This is a genomic window from Streptomyces sp. NPDC050546 (assembly GCF_044457425.1).
Lineage (GTDB): Bacteria > Actinomycetota > Actinomycetes > Streptomycetales > Streptomycetaceae > Streptomyces.
Genome location: NZ_JBITGX010000001.1, coordinates 1 through 22,691, shown reverse-complemented (window position 1 = coordinate 22,691; position 22,691 = coordinate 1). Strand labels below are relative to the sequence as shown.

The 22,691-nt window shown below is 72.0% G+C and carries 21 protein-coding genes; 6 read left to right on the top strand and 15 right to left on the bottom strand.

The window, feature by feature from the left end; translation table 11 throughout:
* Window positions 1-9: 9 nt before the first annotated feature.
* The 4 genes from ACIBK5_RS00105 to ACIBK5_RS00090 all read left to right on the top strand — a co-directional run bounded on the left by ACIBK5_RS00105 (window position 10) and on the right by ACIBK5_RS00090 (window position 2,604).
* Complete coding sequence (locus tag ACIBK5_RS00105) at window positions 10-873, top strand: SigB/SigF/SigG family RNA polymerase sigma factor (RefSeq protein WP_399014498.1); 864 nt, start codon at window positions 10-12, stop codon at window positions 871-873.
* Window positions 874-902: 29 nt separating this feature from the next.
* Window positions 903-1,136 (top strand): DUF5133 domain-containing protein, encoded by a 234-nt coding sequence (locus ACIBK5_RS00100; RefSeq protein ID WP_399014496.1) that lies wholly within the window; start codon window positions 903-905, stop codon window positions 1,134-1,136.
* A 168-nt stretch (window positions 1,137-1,304) separates the two neighbouring features.
* On the top strand, window positions 1,305-2,141 hold the full coding sequence (locus ACIBK5_RS00095) for a DUF1206 domain-containing protein (protein WP_399014494.1): 837 nt from the start codon (window positions 1,305-1,307) through the stop codon (window positions 2,139-2,141).
* A gap of 28 nt (window positions 2,142-2,169) precedes the next feature.
* The gene (locus ACIBK5_RS00090; protein ID WP_399014492.1) at window positions 2,170-2,604 is read left to right on the top strand and encodes a hypothetical protein; all 435 of its coding nucleotides are present in this window, start codon (window positions 2,170-2,172) and stop codon (window positions 2,602-2,604) included.
* Window positions 2,605-2,616: 12 nt separating this feature from the next.
* On the opposite strand, the gene ACIBK5_RS00085 is transcribed toward ACIBK5_RS00090, so the two are convergent.
* The 8 genes from ACIBK5_RS00085 to ACIBK5_RS00050 all read right to left on the bottom strand — a co-directional run bounded on the left by ACIBK5_RS00085 (window position 2,617) and on the right by ACIBK5_RS00050 (window position 12,069).
* Entirely contained in the window at window positions 2,617-4,860 is a 2,244-nt protein-coding gene (locus ACIBK5_RS00085; protein WP_399014490.1) for an FUSC family protein, read from the bottom strand.
* A 95-nt stretch (window positions 4,861-4,955) separates the two neighbouring features.
* Window positions 4,956-6,329 (bottom strand): NAD(P)/FAD-dependent oxidoreductase, encoded by a 1,374-nt coding sequence (locus tag ACIBK5_RS00080; RefSeq protein WP_399014488.1) that lies wholly within the window; start codon window positions 6,327-6,329, stop codon window positions 4,956-4,958.
* Between the two features lie 218 nt (window positions 6,330-6,547).
* Entirely contained in the window at window positions 6,548-8,278 is a 1,731-nt protein-coding gene (locus ACIBK5_RS00075) for a PP2C family protein-serine/threonine phosphatase (protein ID WP_399014487.1), read from the bottom strand.
* On the bottom strand, window positions 8,275-9,660 hold the full coding sequence (locus ACIBK5_RS00070) for a SpoIIE family protein phosphatase (protein ID WP_399014485.1): 1,386 nt from the start codon (window positions 9,658-9,660) through the stop codon (window positions 8,275-8,277). Before ACIBK5_RS00070 ends, ACIBK5_RS00075 begins: the two co-directional genes overlap by 4 nt.
* A complete protein-coding gene (locus tag ACIBK5_RS00065; RefSeq protein ID WP_399014482.1) occupies window positions 9,660-10,100 on the bottom strand; it encodes an anti-sigma regulatory factor in 441 nt (146 codons plus the stop codon). The genes ACIBK5_RS00070 and ACIBK5_RS00065 overlap by 1 nt, the downstream gene beginning before the upstream one ends.
* Window positions 10,100-10,519: an STAS domain-containing protein gene (locus tag ACIBK5_RS00060; RefSeq protein WP_399014480.1), complete on the bottom strand. Its 420-nt coding sequence runs from the start codon at window positions 10,517-10,519 to the stop codon at window positions 10,100-10,102. The genes ACIBK5_RS00065 and ACIBK5_RS00060 overlap by 1 nt, the downstream gene beginning before the upstream one ends.
* Window positions 10,516-11,403 carry an STAS domain-containing protein gene (locus ACIBK5_RS00055; protein ID WP_399014478.1) on the bottom strand — a complete coding sequence of 296 codons (888 nt, stop codon included), beginning with the start codon at window positions 11,401-11,403 and terminating at the stop codon, window positions 10,516-10,518. Before ACIBK5_RS00055 ends, ACIBK5_RS00060 begins: the two co-directional genes overlap by 4 nt.
* Window positions 11,404-11,667: 264 nt before the next feature.
* On the bottom strand, window positions 11,668-12,069 hold the full coding sequence (locus ACIBK5_RS00050) for an STAS domain-containing protein (protein WP_382488571.1): 402 nt from the start codon (window positions 12,067-12,069) through the stop codon (window positions 11,668-11,670).
* 341 nt (window positions 12,070-12,410) lie between these two features.
* Between ACIBK5_RS00050 and ACIBK5_RS00045 the strand changes: the two genes are divergently transcribed.
* On the top strand, window positions 12,411-12,782 hold the full coding sequence (locus ACIBK5_RS00045; protein ID WP_399014476.1) for a PRC-barrel domain containing protein: 372 nt from the start codon (window positions 12,411-12,413) through the stop codon (window positions 12,780-12,782).
* A gap of 61 nt (window positions 12,783-12,843) precedes the next feature.
* Here the strand turns inward: ACIBK5_RS00045 and ACIBK5_RS00040 are convergent, their stop codons facing one another.
* A complete protein-coding gene (locus ACIBK5_RS00040; protein ID WP_399014475.1) occupies window positions 12,844-13,278 on the bottom strand; it encodes an ATP-binding protein in 435 nt (144 codons plus the stop codon).
* Window positions 13,279-13,392: 114 nt separating this feature from the next.
* A complete protein-coding gene (locus tag ACIBK5_RS00035) occupies window positions 13,393-15,291 on the bottom strand; it encodes an AMP-dependent synthetase/ligase (RefSeq protein WP_399014472.1) in 1,899 nt (632 codons plus the stop codon).
* A 150-nt stretch (window positions 15,292-15,441) separates the two neighbouring features.
* Between ACIBK5_RS00035 and ACIBK5_RS00030 the strand changes: the two genes are divergently transcribed.
* A complete protein-coding gene (locus tag ACIBK5_RS00030) occupies window positions 15,442-15,675 on the top strand; it encodes a DUF6480 family protein (protein WP_399014470.1) in 234 nt (77 codons plus the stop codon).
* A 52-nt stretch (window positions 15,676-15,727) separates the two neighbouring features.
* Here the strand turns inward: ACIBK5_RS00030 and ACIBK5_RS00025 are convergent, their stop codons facing one another.
* From ACIBK5_RS00025 to ACIBK5_RS00005, 5 genes are all read right to left on the bottom strand, one after another.
* Complete coding sequence (locus ACIBK5_RS00025) at window positions 15,728-16,816, bottom strand: glutamate--cysteine ligase (RefSeq protein ID WP_399014469.1); 1,089 nt, start codon at window positions 16,814-16,816, stop codon at window positions 15,728-15,730.
* A gap of 112 nt (window positions 16,817-16,928) precedes the next feature.
* Window positions 16,929-19,136: a 1,4-alpha-glucan branching protein GlgB gene (glgB, locus tag ACIBK5_RS00020; RefSeq protein WP_399014466.1), complete on the bottom strand. Its 2,208-nt coding sequence runs from the start codon at window positions 19,134-19,136 to the stop codon at window positions 16,929-16,931.
* 3 nt (window positions 19,137-19,139) lie between these two features.
* The gene (locus ACIBK5_RS00015) at window positions 19,140-20,510 is read right to left on the bottom strand and encodes a maltokinase (protein ID WP_382488578.1); all 1,371 of its coding nucleotides are present in this window, start codon (window positions 20,508-20,510) and stop codon (window positions 19,140-19,142) included.
* A 28-nt stretch (window positions 20,511-20,538) separates the two neighbouring features.
* The gene (gene treS / locus ACIBK5_RS00010) at window positions 20,539-22,257 is read right to left on the bottom strand and encodes a maltose alpha-D-glucosyltransferase (RefSeq protein ID WP_399014464.1); all 1,719 of its coding nucleotides are present in this window, start codon (window positions 22,255-22,257) and stop codon (window positions 20,539-20,541) included.
* Window positions 22,254-22,691: alpha-glucosidase C-terminal domain-containing protein (locus ACIBK5_RS00005; RefSeq protein ID WP_399014462.1), on the bottom strand; the 438-nt coding region annotated here is incomplete at its 5' end. The genes ACIBK5_RS00005 and treS, both read right to left, overlap by 4 nt.

Here is a 22,691-nt window from a genome sequence, read left to right as displayed (position 1 = left end):
CGAATCCGCATGCTCATCGACACGCCCACGAACCGCCCCGACACGCCCGGAACCACGACCACCGCCGCCCGGCGGCGGCACGACGACGCCCCGGACACCGCGGCTCTCTTCACCCGGCTGGCGGAACTGGAGGAGGGCCCTGAGCGGGAAGCCGTCCGGGACGAGCTCGTCACGCTGTGGCTGCCCATGGCCCACCGCATCGCCGGCCGCTTCCGCGAGCGTGGCGAGTCGCTCGAGGACCTCAAGCAGGTGGCGGCCCTGGGGCTGGTCAAGGCCGTCGACCGGTTCGACCCGAGCCGGGGAGCCTTCGAGAGCTACGCCGTCCCCACCATCACCGGCGAGGTCAAGCGGCATTTCCGGGACCGGATGTGGGCCCTGCGGGTCCCCCGCCGGGTGCAGGAACTGCGCAACAAGGTGCGGGTGGCACGCCGTGAACTCACCCAGAACCCGGGCAGCCCCGAACCCTCCGTGGCGGACCTTGCCGCCCGCACCGGCCTGACCGAGGAAGAGGTCGGCGCCGGGCTCGAAGCGCTGGAGAGCTTCAGCACCCTGTCGCTGGACGCCGAGCTCTCGGCCGACGACGACGGCTACAGCCTCGCGGACACCCTCGGCGCGGCGGACGCCTCCTACGACGTCGTGGTCGACCGGGAGTCCGCCAAGGAAGGCCTGCGCCGCCTGCCGGAACGCGAACGGGCCATTCTCTACATGCGCTTCTTCGAGGACATGACGCAAAGCCGCATCGCCGACCACCTCGGCATCTCCCAGATGCACGTCTCCCGTCTCATCAGCCGCAGCTGCGCCCGCGTGCGCGACGAGGCCATGGGGCAGCGGACGGGCGCCCGGGACAGCGGCGGCACCTCCACGACGGCCTGACCGACCGACCCACGAGGAGCGAGAACCACATGCTGAGACCCCATCCCGCGGTGCTGCGCCGCCTCGTCGACGAGTACGAGGCCCTGTCGGCCGCCGGGGCCGGAAACGCACCGGCGGAGGCCGGTCCGAGGGCACGCGACCTGGCGTACACGCTGTGCGTGTCCACCGGCACCCGGGACGTCGGGCGAGCCCTGGAAGTCGCTCACCAGTGGCTCGCCACCGCACCCGCACCGGCCCGGGAGACCGCTGCCCTGGCCACCTGACGACCGGCGGAGCAGGGGCCCGGCCGACGGCATCAGCCGCGGCCGGGCCCTTTCGCGTCCCGCGACGCCCACGCCTCCCCGGGGCGGCCAGGCCGGAACGCGCTGGTCCGGCGGCCGCCCGGGTGTGTGGCCGCCGAGCCGGGGCATCCGGAACGCCGGGAGGTCGACATGAACACGAGTGCGCTGGCACAGACCGGACGGTTCCGGGCCCGACGGGTGGCACGGGGTTCGGTGACGGAGGGGGCGGCACGGGCGGGACTCGCCGCCCGGGGCGTGATCTATCTGCTGGTGGGCGCGCTGGCGCTGCAGATCGCCTTCGGCGACACCAAGGAGCAGGCCGACCGCGGGGGAGCCCTGGCGGCGATCTCGCAGAAGCCGTTCGGAGCGGTGCTGCTCTGGGCCCTGGGCATCGGGCTCGTCGGCATGGCCCTGTGGCGGCTGTCCGAGGTGTTCTTCGGCTCCGTCGGACAGGACGGCCGCAGCGCCCGCAAGCGGCTGATGGCGGGCGTCCGCTTCGCGTTCTACGTCTTCGTCGCCTACTCCGTGCTCTCCTTCGCCTCTAGCCGCAATCAGAGCGGCGGCTCCAGCGACCAGCAGTCCCGGGACGCCACCGCCAGGGCACTGGAGATACCCGCAGGGCAGTGGCTGGTCGGCGCGGCGGGGATCGCGATCGTCGCCGCCGGCGGGTGGATCGGCGTACGGGCGGTCCTGCGCAAGTACCACGACAAGCTCCGGCTCGGGCAGATGGGCCCCCGCATCCGGCGGCTGGTGGACGTCACGGGCGTGGCCGGCGGCGCCGCCCGCGGGCTGGTCTTCGCCGTGGCCGGTGTCTTCGCCGTCCGCGCCGCGATCGACTACGAACCGGACAAGGCCAAGGGCCTGGACGACACCCTGCGCACCTTCGCCGGCACCCCCCTCGGGCCCTGGCTGCTGGTCTGCGTCGCGGCCGGGCTCGTGCTCTTCGGGGTGTTCTCGTTCGCCATGGCACGCTGGCGACGCGTCTGAGCCGCGTCGTGCGGGGAACACGAAGCCAATGAGCGATTCCGAGATTCCGCATGGCGACGACCGGCCCGTGGACATGTACCTGGACCTCCTGCGCATCCGGATGGACACCGAGGACTACCGCCTCCTGATGCGCGTGGTGGAACCCGTCCTCGAGGCGATCGACGAGGAGCGCCTGTCCAGCCTCGACTTCGCGCTCGACTCAGGGGCCGGCGACGAACTGCCCCAAGAGGTGCGTGACGAGGTGGCCCTCGTCATCGCCACCGCCGTCACCGGCCGCCTGGACAACGAAGTGGTCGAACTCGACGTCGACGAGACCGGCCCGGTCAGGATCGTCACCGACGCGACCACCGCGTCCGACCCGGACCGCCTCGGCGAGATAGCCGACTACATCAAGGAACGGCACAAGCAGACCGAGGAGCTCCGGGGCATCGCCGAGGTGAGCGGACTGCCCACGGACTTCTGAGCGGTAGCCGCCTCAGCCCCGGGGTTCCGCGACCGGCACGCCCAGCGGCCGGGCGAGGCCCACCACGGCCTCGTCCAGCCGCTCCAGGTGCCGCAGCACGCGGTCGGTGATCCGGCCGTAGCGCGGTGTGCCGGCGTCGGACCCCAGCAGCGAGGCGATGCTCGGGCCCGTCTCCACCCGGGCCCCGGTGTGCTCGTCCTCGACCCGGGCCGCGATGGTCCCGATGTTGCGCACGGTTCGCGCGGCGGCCCCGCGCAACCGCGGGTCCGCCGCGATCGAGGGATGCGTGGGCAGCAGCTCGGCGGTCGCCGCCAGCGTCCGCGCGTGGTACGCGCACGTCTCCAGCAGCGCCACCACGTAACGGGCCGTGTGGCGCCGGGCCCGCAGCGGCGTGACCGGGTGGGTCAGCGGCTGCGTGGCCGCCCGCAGATCGGCCAGCGCCTGGTCCAGGTCCCGTGCCTTGTCCAGCAGCTCGTCCGCTGGCCCGCCGCTGAGCTGCCCGACCGCGGCCTCGGTGACATCGGCCAGCCGCTCCAGCACGGTGCCGAGCAGCTCGTTCGTACGGCGGTCGGTCCGTACCGGCAGGACCAGCGCCGCCGCGACCACGCCGCAGGCCGCACCCAGGGCCGTCTCCTCCACCCGCAGCAAGAGCACCTCAAGGCTGTAGGTGTGCAGCAGCGTGTACAGCAGCCCCAGCATCGCCGTGACGAAGAACGACATCAGCGTGTACGACAACGGCGCCGAGTAGAACATCGCGAAGATCAGCACCAGCACCAGCGCGAACGCCGTCCAGGTGTGCTGCCCGACCAGGCCCGCCAGCACGATTCCGGCCACGACGCCGAACACCGTGCCGAGCAGCCGCCGGTAGCCCTTGACGAGGATCTCGCCCGTCGAGGCGGTGTTCAGAAAAACGATCCAGCAGGTCAGTACCGCCCAGTACCAGCGCTGTGTGGACAGCAGCTCGCCGCCCACGATGGCCAGCGTCGAGCCGACGGCGACCTGTACCGCGGCACGCGTGGTGGGCCGCCGCAGCCCCGTCTCCTCCTCGGCGGCCGGTTCTTCGCCGCCGCCGTCGATCGCCGCGTCCTCGGCGTCCAGCTCCTCGCGGGAGCGGGCCGTGGCCGGGGTGTCGTCCGACTCGTCCTGCGGGCCGTCCAGCGCGATCCGCAGACCCATGACCGCGCGGGCCGACTCGCCGATGCCCCGGAAGACGTCCTGCACGGCGGCGGGCGCGGCCGGCAGGTTCTCCTCGTCCCGGTAGCCGAGCAGCCGGTTGCGTAGATGGGCCAGCGCGGTGCCGGTGTCGCCGCTCCCGGCCCGCAGCACGAGGGTGTGCAGCGCCTGGAGATCCCGGCGGAGCGTGGCGGTGGCCTCGTCCGGCACCGCCGGCGCGCTCAGCGACGGCGCGGGCGCGCCCGGCAGATGCAGGGTGAGCGTGTCGGCACGCTCGGCGCTGCGGGCGGTCAGCAACAGCAGACCGAGCCGCTCGGCGGCGATCTCCGCGTCCGCGACCCGGCGCTGCACGAGCCGCGCCACCGACTCGTCCGAGGTGCCCTCGTCCAGCTGCGCCTGGATCATCATCGCCGTCTCGTGCAGCCGCGCGGTGCCCTCGCGCACGGCTTCCAGCGCCTTGTCCACCTCGTCCCCGTCGGCGTCGAGGAGGTCGAGCTGCGCGGCCACCAGCTGGGCCAGCCGGGCGCGGAAGGCCAGTCGCAGCCGCATCAGGACGCCCGCGGGCGTCGCGGGCACCACCGCGAAGCGCAGTACGGCGCTGCAGCAGAACGCCACGGCCATGACGCCGCACAGCGCGGGCAGCGAGGAGACGGTGACGCCGACGAACAGGGACAGGAAGTAGACCTGGAAGCCGATCAGCCCCAGCGCGGTGCCGCGGTCGCCGAACCGGCGGCCGTAGACCGCGCAGAAGATCAGGACGACGAAGAAGATGTCACCGACGTAGACACGCGCGTTGAGCGCCGCGCTCAGGGACACGGAGGCCAGCGCCACCGGCAGGCCCAGCGCCAGCGTCACGGCCTGGGGTCCGAGCTGCTTCTCCCGGATGGCGAAGGTGGCGACCATCGCCGCCATGGCCCCCGCCACCAGCTGGTGCACATCGGCCCCGAACAGGCTGAGCACGGCCAGCGTGAGAGCGATGGCACCGACCGTGCGCAACCCGGCCGTCAGGCGCAGCAGTCCGGGGTCGTTCGCCGCGATCCGGTCCCGCAGTCCTGTCCACACCGACCGTCCTGCTGCCCTCACGCCGCCGCACTCTCTCCCGACCCACACCAAGATCCGTGTCTCAGCATGTCATGCCGGAATCGGAAGCTCCCCTTCGACCCTGTTTCAGTCCTGGCCTAGTCCCGCCGAGCGGTCCCCGCGATGTGCTCCCGCACCTGTTCCGGCGTCAGATAGGCGTCCGTGTACTCGAAGTCCTTCAGCCTGGCGGCCTTGCGGGTCTGGAACCCGGTCCGTACGAAGTCGTCGCCGGCGACCGCGTTGAGCAGCCAGTTCGTAATCACCCGCGTCTTGGCCACATTGGTGCGCAGCGCGGACCAGTGGTAGCCGCGGGCCACGGCCTGGGCGGGCAGGCCGCGCAGTTCGATGCCCAGCGGCTTGGAGACCGCGTCGGTGCCGCCGAGGTCGACGACCAGCCCGAGGTCCTTGTGGACGTACGGCTGCAGCGTCTGTCCCCGCAGCGTCGCGATGACGTTGTCGGCGACGTGCTTGCCCTGCCGCAGGGCGTGCTGCGCGGTGGGCGGGCACATGGCGCCGTCGTCGCCCTTGGCCAGATCGGGCACGGCGGCCGAGTCGCCGAGGGCGAACACCCCGTCGTCGCCCGGCAGGTTCATCTCGGGGGCGACCGCGAGCCGCCCCTTGACCGTCTCGGCGCCGAGCGTGGCGATCAGCGGGCTGGCGACCACCCCGGCGGTCCAGATCAGTGTGCGCGTGGGGATCACCCGGCCGTCGGTGAAGGTGACCTCCTCGGGGCCCGCCTTCGCGATGGAGACGCCCAGCGAGATCTCGATGCCCCGCCGCCGCAGGATCTCCTGCGCGCTGCTGCCGAGCTTCTCGCCGAGCTCCGGCATCAGCTTCGGCGCGATGTCGATCAGATGCCACTTGATCAGCCCCGGGTCCAGCCGCGGGTAGCGCTTCACGGCGGCGTGCGTCAGGCGCTGCAGGCACGCCGCGGTCTCGGTGCCCGCGTAGCCGCCGCCGACCACCACGAACTGCAGCCGCGAGGCCCGCTCGTCCGGGTCCTGGCTCGCGTCGGCCAGATCCAGCTGCGAGATGACGTGGTCACGGACGTACGCCGCCTCGGCGAGGGTCTTCATCCCGAACGCGTGGTCCGTCAGACCTGGGATGTCGAAGGTACGCGTGATGCTCCCGGGGGCCAGCACGATGTAGTCGTACGGCTCGTTGACGATCTGGTCGGTGATGGTGCGGATGACGCAGACCTTGGACTTCAGGTCGACGCCGACGGCCCCGCCCGGAATGATCCGCGTGCGGTACTTCTTGCTGCGGCGCAGGGAGACGGCGATCGACTGCGGCGTCAGCACGCCGGAGGCAACCTGGGGGAGCAACGGCAGGTAGAGCTGGTAGGCGAACGGCGTCACGAGCGTGACGTCGGCCTCGTCCGGGGAGAGTTTCCGTTCCAGGCGGCGGACGCACTCCACGCCGGCGAAGCCTGCGCCAACCACCAGGATCCTGGGTCGTGTCACGGTGTTCATCCCTTTCTGCGGCTCCAGGCGGTCTGCCTCGAACGCCTTTCGACTGCCCATGGATCGCTGGTTCGCACCCCTTCGATCCCACCCTGTGTCCGGCCGGCACGCCAGCCGGACGCGGCAGGCAGACGAACGCGTCGATCACCACCATGCCCGCCCCGTGGCCGAAAAGCACCGGGCGGGAGTGAAGAACGCGTGCAAGGCACGGCCGGCCGGACCCGCCGTCAGGACGTGGCGTCCCCTTGGAGATGACACAGCAGCAGACACACGTCGTCGTCGCGCTCGGAATCGCTCAGCAGCGGAGGCAGAAGCCGGTCCGCCGAGCCCTCCAGATCCGCGTCCAGCTCCGCGGAACGGAACCCGCCGAGCGCCGCGGCCAGCCGCCCGATACCCGGATCTATGCCCTGCGCGCGCCGCTCGACCAGCCCGTCCGTGTACAGCGCGAGCGTCGAGCCGGGCTCCACGTGCTCCGTGTGGTCGGCGATCTCCTGGGTGAGCGGGATGCCGAGCATGGCGCCGGGTTTGGCGTCGAGCGTGCGCACGGACCCGTCGGGCAGCCGCAGCACCGGCGGCGGATGCCCCGCGGCGGCCCAGGTCAGCGTGGGCTCGTCCGGGTGGAAGCGCGCGATGACGGCGGTGGCGTACAGATCGGGCTGCAGATGGTGCAGGAACCGGTGCAGCCGGGTCAGCAGCCGACCCGGGCTGTCTCCGTCGACGGCGTACGCCCGCAGCGCGGTGCGCAGCTGGCTCATCATGACGGCCGCGTGCAGCCCGTGCCCGGTCACATCGCCGATGACGGTGATGAGACCGCCGTCCCGCTGACGGAACGCGTCGTACCAGTCACCGCCGATGTTCATCCCGTGCGTCGCGGGCAGATACCGCGCGGCCAGGCTCAGGCCGGGCGTCGTCGGCAGATCCGTGAGCAGGGCGCGCTGCAGCGTCTCGGCGATGTCGCGGTTGTGCTCGAAGCGCCGGGCGTTGTCGATCGCGATGCTGGCCCGCCGGGTCAGCTCGATCAGCATCACGGCGTCGTCCGGATCCCAGCGCGCACCGGGCGGCGACAGGGTCAGGACGCCCAGCGGCGCCCGCCGCGTCGGCAGGGGGACACACAACAGCGGCCGTCCGGGATCCAGCGCCGACGGCGGCTGGTCCTCGACGCCGGGCAGGCCTCCCGGATGGTCGGCGGCGTACTGGGGCCGCCCGGTCCGGGCCGCCACCACGGCGGCGGCCGGATGCGGCGCCGACCCGTGCCGGTCGTCCTCGTGGTCGAACAGCCAGATGTCGACGCTGCGCGCGTACTCCGGCACCAGCAGGTCAGGCAGCCGGCGCACGATCTCCTCGTGATTGAGCGAGGCCGTCAGCACGGCGCTCGCGTCCGCGAGGAAGGTCAGCCTGCGGCGGGCGCTCTCCGCCTCGTTGCGTGCGCTGCGCTCGGCGGCGAACGCCTCGCGCTGGGCCCGCCCGGCCGCGTCCAGCTCCGCGTGCAACGCCAGGACGCCCTGGTTCGTCTGGTGCAGCTCCTCACGGTGGAAGGAGACCAGGTCCTCCTGCTCGGTGAGCTTGTCCAGCACCACAGCCGTGTCCTCGTCGGCGCCGAGCAGCGCTTCCGCGAGGGCCGCGGGGTCGTCCGTGACGGCGCCGCTGTCCCCGGCCCGGGCCGCCTCGGGGCAGGGGACCGTGACCTCCCACGGTGGCTCCCCGGCCGCGGCGGACGCGTCCGGCGACGGTGTCACCACGGCGTGCAACAGCCCCTCCTCGGCGGGGGAACCGGCGAGGTCCATGGTGAGCAGCCAGGTGCCGCCCTTGGTGAGGCACTGGCGCAGCTGGGCGCTGAGGGCGGCGGCCAGCCTCGTCCGTTCGACGGTGGACACCCCGTACGCGGCGGCCAGGCGCGCGAGAGCGATGCGGGCGCGTGCCGCGTCGGTGACGGTGGTGATCTGCCAAGTGCGCATCATGGGAGTTCCGGCGGGGTCGGAGTCAGCACGGCCACGGCGGTGTCGTCCCGCACCGGCCGGGCAGGACTGCTCGCGTCACGTATCGTCACGGCGGCCGTCACGGCCGGGTCGGCCGCGGGCGGGCCGGCGTCGGCCGGCGGCGTCCAGCGGCTGGGCAGACCGTCGGTGTGGAGGATCAGCAGCCGGTCGTCCGCCCAGTCGGCCTCCTCCTCGCGGAGGGTGCCGGGCCGGTGGACCCCGACGATGCCGGGCCGCGACAGCAGGTGGCGCCAGGTGCCGTCCGTGCGCAGCCGCGCCCCGACATTCCCGATGCCGGCGAACCGCAGCCGCCTGGCCCGCAGGTCGAGCTGGGCCACGGCGACGGCCGCGCCCCGGGTGCCCTTCAGCGCGTCGTGCAGCCGCCGCAGCGCGTCGGCGGGGGAGAGGTGGGACCACCGGTGCAGCGCCCCGACCGCGGCGGACGAGGCGCGAGCGGCCTCCGGACCGTGTCCCAGACCGTCCGCCAGCATCAGCGTCACCCGCTCCCCGGCCCGCACCCACGCCCAGGCGTCGCCCGAGCACTCGGCACCGGCGTAGGGGATGTTCACACCGCCGGCCCGCACCCCGGCGACCGGCGCCGGGCCGCCGTCCGACGGGTCGCTACGCACGTCACGCCGCGGTCCACCGGAGACCGGCTGGGGTCCGGGCCCCTTCCCGGGGCCGTTCCCGGCTTCGCCCTCGAGGACGCCGTCGGCCACCGCCGCGTGCCCCGTCAGGCCGCCGCACGCCATGGCTCCGACCGTCGGCCGGTCGCCTCCCGGTATGCCCGACGGCCACAGCCCCCCGCCGGAAGCCCCGCCACCGGACCACTCCGGGACGGCACCGCCCGGTGCGCCGGGCCCGGGCAGATCGCCCCGGCTCCCCGAGGCCCCGTCGGCCCACACCCGGACGGCCGGCCCCGCGGGTGTGCCGTCGCCGCGGGGCGTGACTCCCACCCGGGCCACCGCGACCGTGCCGCGGCCCGGCGCGCTGTGCAGGCCGAAGTCGTCGGCGAGACGCAGACATGTGCCCAGGCCCGCGCCGAGCGAGCGCGTCGTGGAGAAACCGTCGCGCAGCGCCGCGGGCACGTCGGGAATGCCCGGGCCGTGGTCGATCGCGGCGATCTGCACGACCCGGGACTCCTCACGCCCCTCCCGCAGCACGGGCGGCGCCACGACGTCGATGAGCACCTGACCGCCTTCGGCGTGCTTGAGCAGATTCGTGGCGAGCTCGGTCGCCACCAGCGCGGCGGCCGCGGTACGCCGCTCGTCGAGACCGGCCGTCGCGGCCGCGTCCTCCGCGGCGACCCGCGCGTCGCGCACCCGCGTCGAGTCGCGCACCGGGACGTCCCACACGCGCGGCATCAGGCCTCCTCGCGCGGACGCGGCGGCCTGGCGACCCAGCAGGTCACCCGCACGGTGGTGCCGTCGCCCGGCGTACTGTCGATGTGGAAGTCGTGCACCAGGCGCCGCGCGCCGCTCAAGCCCATCCCCAGCCCGCCGCCGGAGGTGTAGCCGTCGCTGAGCGCCCGGTCCAGGTCGGCGATGCCCGGCCCCTCGTCGGTGAAGGCCAGCCGCAGGCCCTGCACACCCGCGCTGCTGACCCGCGTCACCTCCATCTGCCCGCCACCGCCGTGCACGAGGGTGTTGCGGGCCAGCTCACTGGCCGCGGTGACCAGCTTGGTCTGCGCCACCAGGCCGAAGCCGAGCAGGGCCGCGGCCTGCCGTACGTGCTGTCGCACCCACACCAGGTCCAGGTCCGACCGGATGGGCAGGCAGGCCTCCACGCCCGCGGCGGTGTGCATCACGGACTCTCCTGACGCGGGCCGCCGGGACGGGTCACCGGGGTCTGCTGCGCGAGGAGCTCCATGCCCGCCTCGGTGCTGAGCGCGGTGCGCAGCCCCGGCAGCGTCAGCCCCAGTTCCACCAGGGTGATGGCGACCGCCGGGCGCATGCCGGCCACCACGGTCCGCGCGGCCAGCAGCTTGGCCTGCGCGGCGATCTCGGCCAGCACCCGGCCGAGGAAGGAGTCGACGATCTCCACGCCGGAGATGTCGATGAGCACACCGCGCACCCCGGTACGGGAGATCGTCTCCGCGAGGTCCTGCTGGAGCTGCTGCGCCGTGCTGTCGTGCAGGTCTCCCTGGAGCGTGACCAGGAGGACGTCGCCGAGCCGCAGGACCGGCACATGGCCCGGGACGGGACGGAGGTAGGCGTCGCTCACCGCTGTCCCGCACCCGCGTTCACGATGTCCGCGCCGAGCTGGTGCAGCGCGTATCCCAGCGCGTCGGCGAGGTTCGCGCGGGTGATCACGTCCAGATCCAGACCGAGGTGGACGATGGTCTGCGCGATGGCGGGACGGATGCCGGAGACGATGCACTCGGCGCCCATCAGCCGCGCGGCGGCGACCGTCTTCATCAGGTGCTGCGCCACCAGCGAGTCGACCGTGGGCACGCCGGTGATGTCCAGGATCGCGAACCGGGCGTGCTGATCGACGACGGCGTCCAGCAGCGTCTCCATGACCACCTGGCTGCGAGCGCTGTCGAGCGTCCCGATCAGCGGCACGGCCACGATGCCGTCCCACAGCCGGATGACGGGCGTGGCCACCTCCATCAGCTGCAGCCGCTGGCGGTCGCTGAGCGCCTCCCACTCGCTCAGCGCCGTCTGCATGGCCACCAGCCGCAGGGTGCCCATCAGCACGGTGAACGTCGTCGAGCACGCCCGCAGATGCTCGGGCGGCGCCTGCTCCAGGTCGGCGGCCAGCAGATTCTCCACGGGCGGCCGCAGGGCCGCCAGCTCGCTGGAGACCTGGGTGTTGGACAGCCCGGCTCGGGAGCGGGCCGCCCCCATCCGGGCCAGCTGCTCGCGCACTCCGCTGAACCCCGCGGCGTCCGGGTCCTCCACCTGGTCCGAGTCGGCCACCTGGGCCAGCGCGTCCACGACGGCCTTGCCCGCCTCCACCGCCTCGTCGCGCGAGACGGTGAACACGGTGCGGAACAGGGGCTCGTCCGCCCACCGCTGTGCGATCTGCTCCCGCCGGCGGTCCAGGAAGTCCCTGACCTCCCGGCTGGGCGTGGCGAGCTGTCCGTCCGCTTCGTGCTCCGGCACCTGGTTCTCTCCTCATCCGCGTTGCGTCGACCGAGCCCGCTTCGGAAACGAGAACGGCGTGGTGACACTTGCCGGGCGACAACTCTAACCATGCCCCGACCTCGTACGACACCTGATCCGGCGCAAGCGATCCGGTTCAGGGAGACGGCGGTTCGCCACCGCCGGCGGCCGGCGCGCGCAGGGCGATCCGCCGCACGGGCAGCGCGGAGCGAGGCCACCGGGCCGCCGGTCCGGCCGGGCGGCGCACCCGAGGGCCCCCGGTCGTCAGGCGCCCGCTTCCCCCGGCTCCTCGGGCGTGTCCGGTACGTCGTCGGCACGGGCCAGGGCCTCGTCCACGCTCTCCGATATCGGCACCGTGATGCTGACGCCCGTCAGGTCGAGGATGCGTCGCACGGCGGACGTCGGGCTGATGACGTGCACACTGCCGGCGGTCTTACGGGTCTCCTGGTACACGCGGAGGATGATGTTCATCCCCGACGAGTCCATGAAGGGGACGGACGACAGGTCGAGCAGGAAGTGCCGTCGGCCGTGGTGGAGTTGGTTGGCCAGGTGTGCCTGGAACTCGGTCGCGGTGTCGACGTCCAGGTAGCCGTCGACCGTGATCAGGGCCACGTCCTCCCGGGGCAGCTCGACTTCCACGGACAGCGGGTTCTGGGCGAGGGGCACGGATACCTCCAACAAGTGCTACGGCCTGGTCTGGTCACCTCTCAGGGGTGACCGCGGTACGGGGTGACGCCGGTCGTGGGACGGGCGCGAACGCCATGTCTCATGTGCCTCCCTTCGCCACCGGGCTCCGTTTTCACCGCGCCCCCGCGATTACCCCGGAAACCGCCCTCCATTCACTCTGCCCCGAACCTCTGCGAGACCTGCCGCTCCGCGTCGTACGGTGGCAGGGGTGTGCGCCGAATGCGCTTGCGGCAGGAGGGTAATTGCTGCTGTGGAGCCGAGTGGGCGGACCGTCCGCCGGGAATCCGCTATCCGCACACCGCGAGGGAGGATGGGGCAGCGTGGCCATCGACAGAATCTGGTCGTACGCGCCGGGCAGCGGTCACGTCGAAGGGCAGGACCTGACCGGGTTCACCGTCGCCGCGACCGACGGCACGATCGGGCACCTGGACCGTGAGGCCGCCCCGCACGGCATGCGGCACCTGGTCGTCGACACCGGAGTCTGGGTGTTCGGCCGCAGCGTGCTGGTGCCGGCCGGAGTCGTCATCGGCATCGACACAGGGGCCCGGAAGATCACACTGGCCTGCACCAGGGGAGACGCGAAGGAGGCCCCCCGCTTCCAGACGGACAGCGAGACCAGGGACCGGGAGTACCTGAAGGCAGTGGGCGAGTACTACGACCGGCTGCCGCCACGCGAGACGACCTCGGTCTGAGCCGGTCCGAGCCGGTCACGGGCGTACCGCGCCCGTGACGCTCCCGGCTCCTCGGGGCGGCTCACCAGGGCAGGAAGACGTGCACGTCCTTGCCGCGCTCGTCGGCCACCACGCTGACCTGGTCGCACAGGGTGTGGATCAGATGCCAGCCGATGCCGCCGCCACCGCTGCGCGGATCGAAGGGCCGCGGGGCGGGCTCGCTGCTGCTGGTGTCGTGCAGCACCACGTGCACCCCGTCGAAGGTCCGGCGCATCCGCAGCGCGAACGGACCCGGGGCGTACTGGACCGCGTTGGCGGCCAGTTCCGTCACCACCAGCAGGATGTCGTCCCAGTACTCGGGGGCAGAGGGCGGCGCGGTTCGTGCCAGATCACGCAAGAACCCCTCCGCGGCCAGCCGCGCACCGGTCACGTCGTGCGGCTCGCCCACGAAGCTGTTCGTGCGGCTCGGGATGTCCTCGGAGGTCAGTGCGTCGTCCCCACGCGGCTCGGTTGACATATCGCCTTTCCGGCCCGGTCGTCAGCAAGGGCTGTCGTCAGGGCTGTCGTCCTCTCTCTTGCGTCGCCACTGTCGTGTTCCCGTGCGAGCGCGGACTACGCGTCCGGTCCACGTTCAGCGGAACACGTTGTCCGAGTCGTCCCAGTGCGACGGCTCCTCCGGGGTGCCCGTCCGCCCGGGACGCCTGCGCGACTCGTACATCGCGTCGATCTCGGCCGCGTAGTGCCGCACGATCTCGTCCCGGCGCAGCTTCATCGACGGCGTCAGCAGCCCGTTGGTCACGTCGAACGGCTCCGGCAGGACCCGGAACACCCGGATCGACTCCGACCGCGACACGGCACTGTTGGCCGCTGCCACGGCCCGTGCGACCTCCTCCCGAAGCGCGTTCTCCTCCCGCGCCTCCCGCATCTCGCCCTGCAGCGCCAGCGCCGCCCGCCAGTGCGCCAGGAACTCCGGATCCAGCGTGATCAGGGCGCCGACGCAGGGCCGGTTGTCGCCCACCACCACCGCCTGGTGGATGAGCGGGTGCATCCGCAGCCGCTGTTCCAGGGAGGCCGGGGCGACGCTCTTGCCGCTGCTCGTGATGATGATGTCCTTCTTGCGGCCGGTGATCGTCAGATAGCCCTCCGAGTCCAGTCGCCCGAGGTCACCGGTGGCCAGCCAGCCGCCGCGCAGCGCGGCCCGGGTGCCGGCGTCGTCACCCACGTACCCCTGGAACACCGACGGGCCGCGCACCAGGATCTCCCCGTCGTCGGCGACCTGGATCTCCGTGCCGGGCAGCGCCTGCCCGACGGTCCCCGACTTCTCCCGGCCCAGCGGCTGCATCGTCACCCCGCCGCTGGTCTCCGTCAGGCCGTAGCCGTCGTTCACATAGATGCCGATGCCCTCGTAGAAGAGGGACAGGTCGCGACTGAGAGGGGAACCGCCGGAGGTCGCCCGCCGCACCCGGCCGCCCAGCGCGGCCCGCAGCCTGCGGTACACCGTGCGGTCGTAGAGGGCGTGCTGGAGCCGCAGATCGAAACCGGGTCCGCGGCCCCGGCCCAGCCGCTGGCGTTCGAGGGCCGCGGCGAAGTCCCGCGCCGTCTCGGCGGCCCGCTCGAACAGCCCGCCGTGACCCTGCTGCTGTGCCGTGCGCAGGTAGTTCTTGTAGATCTTCTCGAAGACCGACGGGACCGCGTAGAAGTACGTGGGCCGGAAGGAGCGCAGCGCCGAGAACAGCGCCTCCCCGCCGAGGTCGGCCTGGTGCCCCATCAGCAGGCCGCCGCGCACGCACAGGCCCTGGATCATGAGCCCGTACACATGGGAGAAGGGCAGGAACGCCAGCACGGAGCCCTGCTCCCCGCGCGCTGCCGCCGTCTGACCCCAGCCGGCCAGCAGCGTGTCGCAGGTCCCGGCCAGATTGCGATGGCTCAGGGCGCAGCCCAGGGCGTGGCCGGTCGTGCCGGAGGTGTAGGCGATGACGGCCGTGGAGTCCGGCAGCACGATGCGGCGCATCGAGTCGACCGTGGCGAGCGGCACGGACTCCCCGCGCACCGCCAGCTCCTCCAGCGCCCCCGCGTCCAGCTGCCAGACATGGCTCAGCAGCGGCAGGGCCGCGCACACCGAGCCGACGGTCATGACGCCCAGCTCGTCCTCGACCACCACGGCCACACAGCCGGAGTCCCGCAGGATCCACTCCACCTGCTCACGCGACGACGACGGGTAGACCGGGACGACCTCGGCGCCCACGGCCCACAGCGCGTAGCACAGGACCGTCCACTCGTACCGGGTCCGCGCCATGATCGCCACACGGTGGCCCGGCGCGATCCCGGACGCGATCAAACCCTTGGCCACGTCCACCACTTCGTCGCGCAGCTCGATCGCCGTCACCTCCTCCCAGACGGCGGAGGCCGGGTCGGTGCGGCGGGCGAGCATCGACCGGGTGGGTTCGCGGTCCGCCGTCTCGAAGACGCTGTCGGCGAGCCCGCCGGTCAGGGGCGAAAGGGCCGGTGGAGCTAGGGCCGTGTCGCGCATGCATGCTCCTGACGTGTACGGGGTGTGACATTGCCGACGGGTACCGTCATCGGCGGTGCTCGAATGTAGTCGAGTCGGGACCCTTCGGGGTCGGGAAATACGGAAGTGGCACCGCAGATGATCTCGGCGTGATCGGGGGATCCGGGAGGCATGAGTCACATCAGTCCCGATCCCGAACCCGAACGCACCCCCGGCCTGGAACCCGGCGGCGGCGTACCGCCGGGCGAGACCCCGCCCGCGGAGAGCAGCCTGCCCGAGGCGGGCCCCCGGGAGACGCACAACCCTCCCAAGGGCTGGGCCAGGACACCTCTGACCCTGATCATCGTCCTCGTGGTGCTGATCGCGGCGTTCTTCCTGGCCTACGCCGTGGTCCTGATGGTCTGAACACCTGGCACTCCGAGCCGCACACCCGTGGAGAAGGGGCGGGCGGGAGGCCTCACGCCTGTGTGTGGCGCACGCACTCGGTGACGACGTCCCGCAGGCTGCCCGTGCGCTCCATCAGCTCGCGCTGCACCTGTGCGCCGTTGCCCGACCGCAGCAGTTCCTCGCAGGCGGTCCGGGCCCGCTCGAAGTCACGGGTGTCCGCCAGGGCCTGCCCGACATGGTCCAGCAGGGCACGGACGACTGCCTCGGCGGGCATGCGCCGCATGGTCGCGGGGTGCAGCAACTCGCCCGTCAGGCCGGACCGGGCGGCCTGCCAGTGGGCCAGCCGCAACAGGCTGACGCTGTGGCCGAGGGGCTCCTCGCCCGCCCGCCACGCGCGTGCGGCGGTCTCGACCAGTCCGCGGACCAGGGTGGCGACCAGCGCGGCCGTGCCCGAGTGCAGGCAGACGTCCGAGACCCGGACCTCCACCGTCGGATACTGCCGGGACAGCCGCGCGTCGAAGTAGATCATCCCGTCGTCGAGGACGGTCCCGGTGGCGACCATCTCCGCGACCAGCCGGTGGTACCGCTCGGCCGAGCCGAAGATCTCGGTCGGGCCGGCCGACGGCCAGCGCTGCCACACCCGGCTGCGGTAACTGCTGTACCCCGAGTCGTGTCCCTGCCAGAAGGGCGAGTTCGCGCTGAGCGCCAGCAGCACCTGCAGCCAGGGCCGCACCCGGTCGACGACCGCGACGCCCTCCTCGTCGGACTCCACGGCCACGTGCACATGGCAGCCCAGGACGAGTTGCTCCCGGGTGGCGATGCCGTATTGCTCCGCCATCCACTGGTAGCGATGGTTGATGCTGACGGCGGGGCTGACCGGCAGCGGGGACGTGGCGAGCGCCGCCACGGTGCAGCCGATCTCCCCGGCGTGCCGTGCGGCCTCCTTGCGGCAGCGGACGATCTCCGCGCGCAGACTCTCCATGGACGACTGCGGATGGGTGGCGAACTCCAGCATCTGCTCGTGGAGTTCCTTCTCGAAAACGTCCTGATCCGCGTCGTCCTGCGCGGCCCGGGCGAGCACCGCCGCGGACAGCGCCCGCGGCTCGCCGGTCTCCGGATCGACGAGGAGGAGCTCCTCCTCCACTCCGACGGTGCGCACCTGATGCCCGCCCTTCTGCGACCCTGCCGCGTCGTACCACCGGGCTCTCCCGGTGGTACGACCCCCAGTGCCCCTCACAGGCGGGTAGGACACCTGGTGCGGCGACAGGACTTCACGGAGCGAACGGCCTCAGCCACACGGTGGCCAGAGGCGGCAGCGTGATCCGGACCAGGCCGTCCTCCGGCTTGACCGGATCCGGGCTGGTGACGCCGCTGCCGCCGTAGCGCGTGTCGTCGGTGTTGAGGGTCTCCTGCCAGGCGACGACGTCGTCCGGGACCCAGAGGCCGTAGTCGTGCCGGACGACGGGGGAGAAGTTCGACACCGCCAGCAGCGGACCGCCCTCGGCGTCGTACCGGAGGAACGCGAAGACGTTGTCGTCGGCCGAGTCCACCGCCACCCACCGGAAGCCCTCGGGACGGGTGTCGCACTGCCACAGCGCCGGGGTGGCCCGGTAGACGGTGTTGAGGTCGCGGACCAGATCGCGCACGCCCCGGTGGTCACCCGCCGAGTGGTAGCCGTCGTCGAGCAGCCACCACTCCGGCCCGTGCTCCACCGACCACTCGGCCCCCTGCGCGAACTCCTGCCCCATGAACAGCAGCTGCTTGCCGGGGTGGCCCCACATGAAGCCGAGGTAGGCGCGGGTGGTGGCACGACGCTGCCACCAGTCGCCCGGCGCCTTCGACACCAGCGCCTGCTTGCCGTGCACGACCTCGTCGTGGGAGATCGGCAGGACGTAGTTCTCGCTGTAGGCGTACACCATCGAGAAGGTCAGCTCGTGGTGGTGGTACTTGCGGTGCACCGGCTCATGGCTCAGGTACTCCAGCGAGTCGTGCATCCAGCCCATGTTCCACTTCAGCCCGAAACCGAGCCCGCCGGAGTCGGTCGGCCGGGTCACGCCGCCCCAGGCGGTGGACTCCTCCGCGATGGTGACCACGCCGGGAGCACGCCGGTACACGGTCGCGTTCATCTCCTGCAGGAACGCCATGGCCGCCAGGTCCTCCCGGCCGCCGTAGGCGTTGGGCTCCCACTGGCCGTCCTCGCGCGAGTAGTCCAGGTAGAGCATCGAGGCCACCGCGTCCACCCGCAGCCCGTCGATGTGGAACTCCTCGCACCAGTACACCGCGTTCGCCACGAGGAAGTTGCGCACCTCGGTGCGGGCGAAGTCGAACTCGTACGTCCCCCAGTCCGGATGCTCGGCACGCCGCCCGTCCCCGGGCTCGTACAGCGGGTCCCCGTCGAACCGGGCCAGCGCCCAGTCGTCCTTCGGGAAGTGCGCCGGCACCCAGTCCATGATCACGCCGATGCCGGCCCGGTGGCAGGCGTCGACGAAGAACCGGAAGTCGTCCGGGGAACCCAGCCGCGCGGTCGGCGCGTAGAAGCCGGTGACCTGGTAGCCCCACGAGCCGTGGAAGGGGTGCTCGGCGACCGGCATCAGCTCGACGTGCGTGAAGCCGAGGTCCTTGACGTACGCCGGGAGTTCCTCGGCGAGCTGCCGGTAGGTCAGCCCCGGACGCCAGGACGGCAGATGCACCTCGTACACCGACATGGGCGCCTCGTGCACCGGCGTGTCGGCGCGGTGTGTCATCCACTCGGCGTCGGCCCACTCATAGTGCGAGGCCGTCACGATCGACGCCGTGTTCGGCGGCTCCTCTGTACGGCGGGCCATCGGGTCGGCCTTGAGGAAGCGGTGCCCGTACCGGGAGTGGATCTCGAACTTGTACGCGGTGCCCTCGCCGACGCCCGGCAGGAACAGCTCCCACACCCCGGACGCGCCCAGCGAGCGCATCGGGAACTGCGTCCCGTCCCAGTGGGTGAAGTCCGTGGCGACCCGCACGCCCTGGGCGTTCGGCGCCCACACCGTGAACCGGGTGCCGGTCACGCCCTCGTGGGTCATGGGCTCGGCGCCGAGCGCCTGCCACAGCTGCTCGTGCCGGCCCTCGCGGATCAGGTGCAGGTCGAGCTCGCCGAGCGCGGGCAGGAAGCGGTACGGGTCGTGCGTCTCCTGCTCGCCGCCCTCGTACACCACGTGCAGGGTGTACGAGGGGATCGCCTCCAGCGGCAGCACGCCGGAGAAGAGGCCGCCGCCCTCCGAGACGAGGGCCGTACGCCGTCCGTCGATCACGACGCTCACGGAGCGGGCGAAGGGGCGCAACGCCCGGAACACGATCCCGCCGGGGACCGGGTGGGCGCCGAGCAGTGCGTGCGGATCGTGGTGGGCGCCCGCCAGCAGACGCCCGCGGTCCTCCGGGCTCAGGGCGGGCGCGGTCGCGCTCGGGACCGGGCCGGACGGCTCCGGGATTGAGGTGTCTCGCAGGGCCACGGCTCAGTCTCCTCTCACAGCGAGGCGCTCGATCGCCGCCATCGGTACAGGCAGCCAGTCGGGGCGGTGCCGTGCCTCGTACAGCACCTCGTACACGGCCCGGTCCGTCTCATAGGCCCGGAGCAGTCCGTGTTTCTTGCGCGGATCCCAGCCGGCGCGGGCGGCATAGCCCGCGCAGTAGGCCTCGCGGCAGCGCCGCGCCCACTCCGGGCGCCAGGGGCGGCGCTGCCGGGCGGCGTAGTCGAAGGAGCGCAGCATCCCGGCGATGTCCCGCACGGGGGAGTGGGCGCTGCGCCGTTCGGAGAGCGGCCGGGACGGCTCGCCCTCGAAGTCGATGACGAACCACTCCCGCCCGGCCCGCAGCACCTGACCCAGGTGCAGGTCGCCGTGGATGCGCTGGGCGGGCGGCCCGGCATCGCAGGTGGTGAGGGCGGCGAACGCGGTTCGCAGGCCCGGCACGAACGGCTGGAGCGCGGGCACGCAGTGCGCGGCGGCGTCCAGCCGCTCGGTCATCGCCGTCGCCGTACGCCCGTTCTCCCCGGGCGCGCCGACCGGGAAGGCCGAGGCCAGCGCGAGGTGCACATCCGCCGTGGCCGCGCCGAGCGCCCGCGCCTGGACTGTGAAGTCGTCCCCGGCGGCCAGGGCGTGCAGCGCCAGCGTCCAGCCGTCGGAGGCGTCCCGCAGATACGGCTGGAGCACACCGAGGGTGGCCTTGAAGGGATGGTTCATCTGGAACCAGGCCACGGGCGCGGGAACGCGGTGGCAGCCCTGGCGGGCCAGCGCCCCGGGCACCTCCAGGTCCGGGTTCACACCCGGCTGGATGCGCCGGAAGATCTTCAGGATGTACTCGTCGCCGTACACCAGCGAGGAGTTGGACTGCTCGGCGTCGAGCAGCCGGGGCACCAGCCCGGCGGGCACCTGCTGGTCCGGGTCGCAGTCGAAGCGCAGCGGGCCCGCGGTGCCGGGCTGTCGTAGCCGGTCCAGGAGCAGCTGGGCCGAGCGGGGGTCGTGCAGCGCGTCGTAGACCGTCAGACCGGCCAGCGGCCCGTCCTGCACCTGCCCGATGAGCGCCCGGCCGAGGCGCGGTGACGGGTGTTCCCGTACGCCCAGCAGGAGCTGGTAGCAGTCACCGGCCGGGGGAGCACCGCCCGGCGACGGCACACCCGTGTGCCCGGCGTGCCCGGCGTGGACCAGCAGGTGCAGACAGCCCGGGAACAGCTCGGTCATCGACAGCAGGCCGAGCTCCGTGACGGGCCGGTCCTTGCCCGCGAACCAGCGCTGGCGGGGCAGCCAGTCCCGCAGCAGAGCGCCGAGCGACTCCATGGGCTCGGCCAGGCGCGTGAGGCTCGGGCGCAGGGATGCGGTCTTCGGCATGGTCACGCCTCCTTGTCCCGGCGCGTGCTCACAGTCGCCGGCCGATGCGGGATGCGACTCGGGTGAGCCGGAACCAGTAGAAGCCGTGACCCCCGAGGGTCAGCAGATACGGCAGCTCGCCGATGGCAGGGAAGCGCACCCCGCCGAACAGCTCCACCGGGTGACGTCCGGCGAACTCGCGCAGATCGAGTTCGGTGGGCTGCGCGAACCGCGCGAAGTTGTTGACGCACAGCACCAGGTCGTCCTCGTACTCCCTGAGGAAGGCCAGCACCGCGGGGTTGGAGGAGGGCAGCTCGGTGTAGGTGCCGAGTCCGAAGGCGGGGTTCTGCTTGCGGATCTCGATCATGCGGTGGGTCCAGTGCAGCAGCGACGAAGGCGAGGACATCGAGGCCTCGACGTTGGTCACCTGGTGGCCGTAGACCGGGTCCATGATCGCGGGGAGGAAGAGGCGCCCCGGGTCGCAGGTGGAGAACCCGGCGTTGCGGTCCGGGGTCCACTGCATGGGGGTCCGGACGGCGTCCCGGTCGCCGAGCCAGATGTTGTCGCCCATGCCGATCTCGTCGCCGTAGTAGAGGATCGGCGAGCCGGGAAGGGCCAGCAGTAGAGCGGTGAACAGCTCGATGGTGTGCCGGTCGTTGTCGAGCAGGGGAGCAAGGCGCCTGCGGATGCCGATGTTGGCGCGCATGCGGGGGTCCTTGGCGTACTCGGCCCACATGTAGTCGCGCTCTTCGTCGGTGACCATCTCGAGCGTGAGCTCGTCGTGGTTGCGCAGGAACATGCCCCACTGGCAGTTCGAGGGGATGGCCGGTGTCTTGGCCAGGATCTCGGAGACCGGGTAGCGGGACTCGCGGCGAACGGCCATGAAGATGCGGGGCATGACCGGGAAGTGGAAGGCCATGTGGCACTCGTCGCCGCCGCTCGCGAAGTCGCCGAAGTAGTCGACGACGTCCTCGGGCCACTGGTTGGCCTCGGCGAGCAGCACCGTGTCCGGGTACTGCGTGTCGATCTCCTTGCGCACCCGCTTCAGGAAAGCGTGGGAGGCGGGCAGGTTCTCGCAGTTGGTGCCCTCGGCCGCGTAGAGATACGGCACCGCGTCCAGCCGGAAGCCGTCGATGCCCAGGTCCAGCCAGAACTTCAGCGCGGCCAGGATCTCCTCCTGGACGCGCGGGTTCTCGTAGTTGAGGTCGGGCTGGTGCGAGAAGAAGCGGTGGAAGAAGTACTGGCCGCGCACCGGGTCGAACGTCCAGTTCGAGGTCTCTGTGTCGACGAAGATGATCCGGGCGTCCGGATAGCCCTTGTCGTCGTCGGCCCACACGTAGTAGTCGCCGTAGGGCCCCTCGGGGTCCTTCCTCGACTCCTGGAACCACGCGTGCTCGTCGCTGGTGTGGTTCATGACGAAGTCGATGATCACGCGCATGCCGCGCTGGTGGGCGGCGTCGACGAACTCCACGAAGTCGGCGAGGTCACCGAACTCCGGCAGGACGGCCGTGTAGTCGGAGACGTCGTAGCCGCCGTCACGCAGGGGCGACTTGAAGAACGGCGGCAGCCACAGGCAGTCGACGCCGAGCCACTGGAGGTAGTCCAGCTTGGCGGTCAGGCCCTTCAGGTCTCCGACACCGTCGCCGTTGCTGTCCTGGAACGAGCGGACGAGCACCTCGTAGAAGACGGCGCGCTTGAACCACTCCGGGTCCCGGTCCCTGACGGGGGTGTCCTCGAAGGTGTCCAGCACGGGCTCGTTCACTGTCATGACGTTCCTGCCCCTCCGATCGCTTGCGCGGCGGGCGGTGACAGGACGTGGAAGACGTGCGCGGGAGCCCGCCCCGGCTCGAGACGCACGTAGTTGTTCCTGCTCCAGTGGTAGGTCTCGCCGGTGAGCTCGTCCCGTACGGGCACCGACTCGTGCCAGTCCAGGCCGAGTTGCGGCATGTCCAACGAGACCGTGGCTTCCTGGGTGTGGTGGGGGTCGAGGTTGGCGACCACCAGGACGACGTCGTCTCCCGTGCGCTTGCTGTACGCGATGAGGGAGTCGTTGTCGGTGTGGTGGAAGCGGAGATTCCTGAGCCGGCGCAGTGCCGGGTGTTCCCGGCGGATGGTGTTGAGCCTGGTCAGCAGCCGGGTGATGGTGCGTCCCTCGCGTTCGGCGGTGTCCCAGTCGCGGCGGGTGAGCTGGTACTTCTCCGA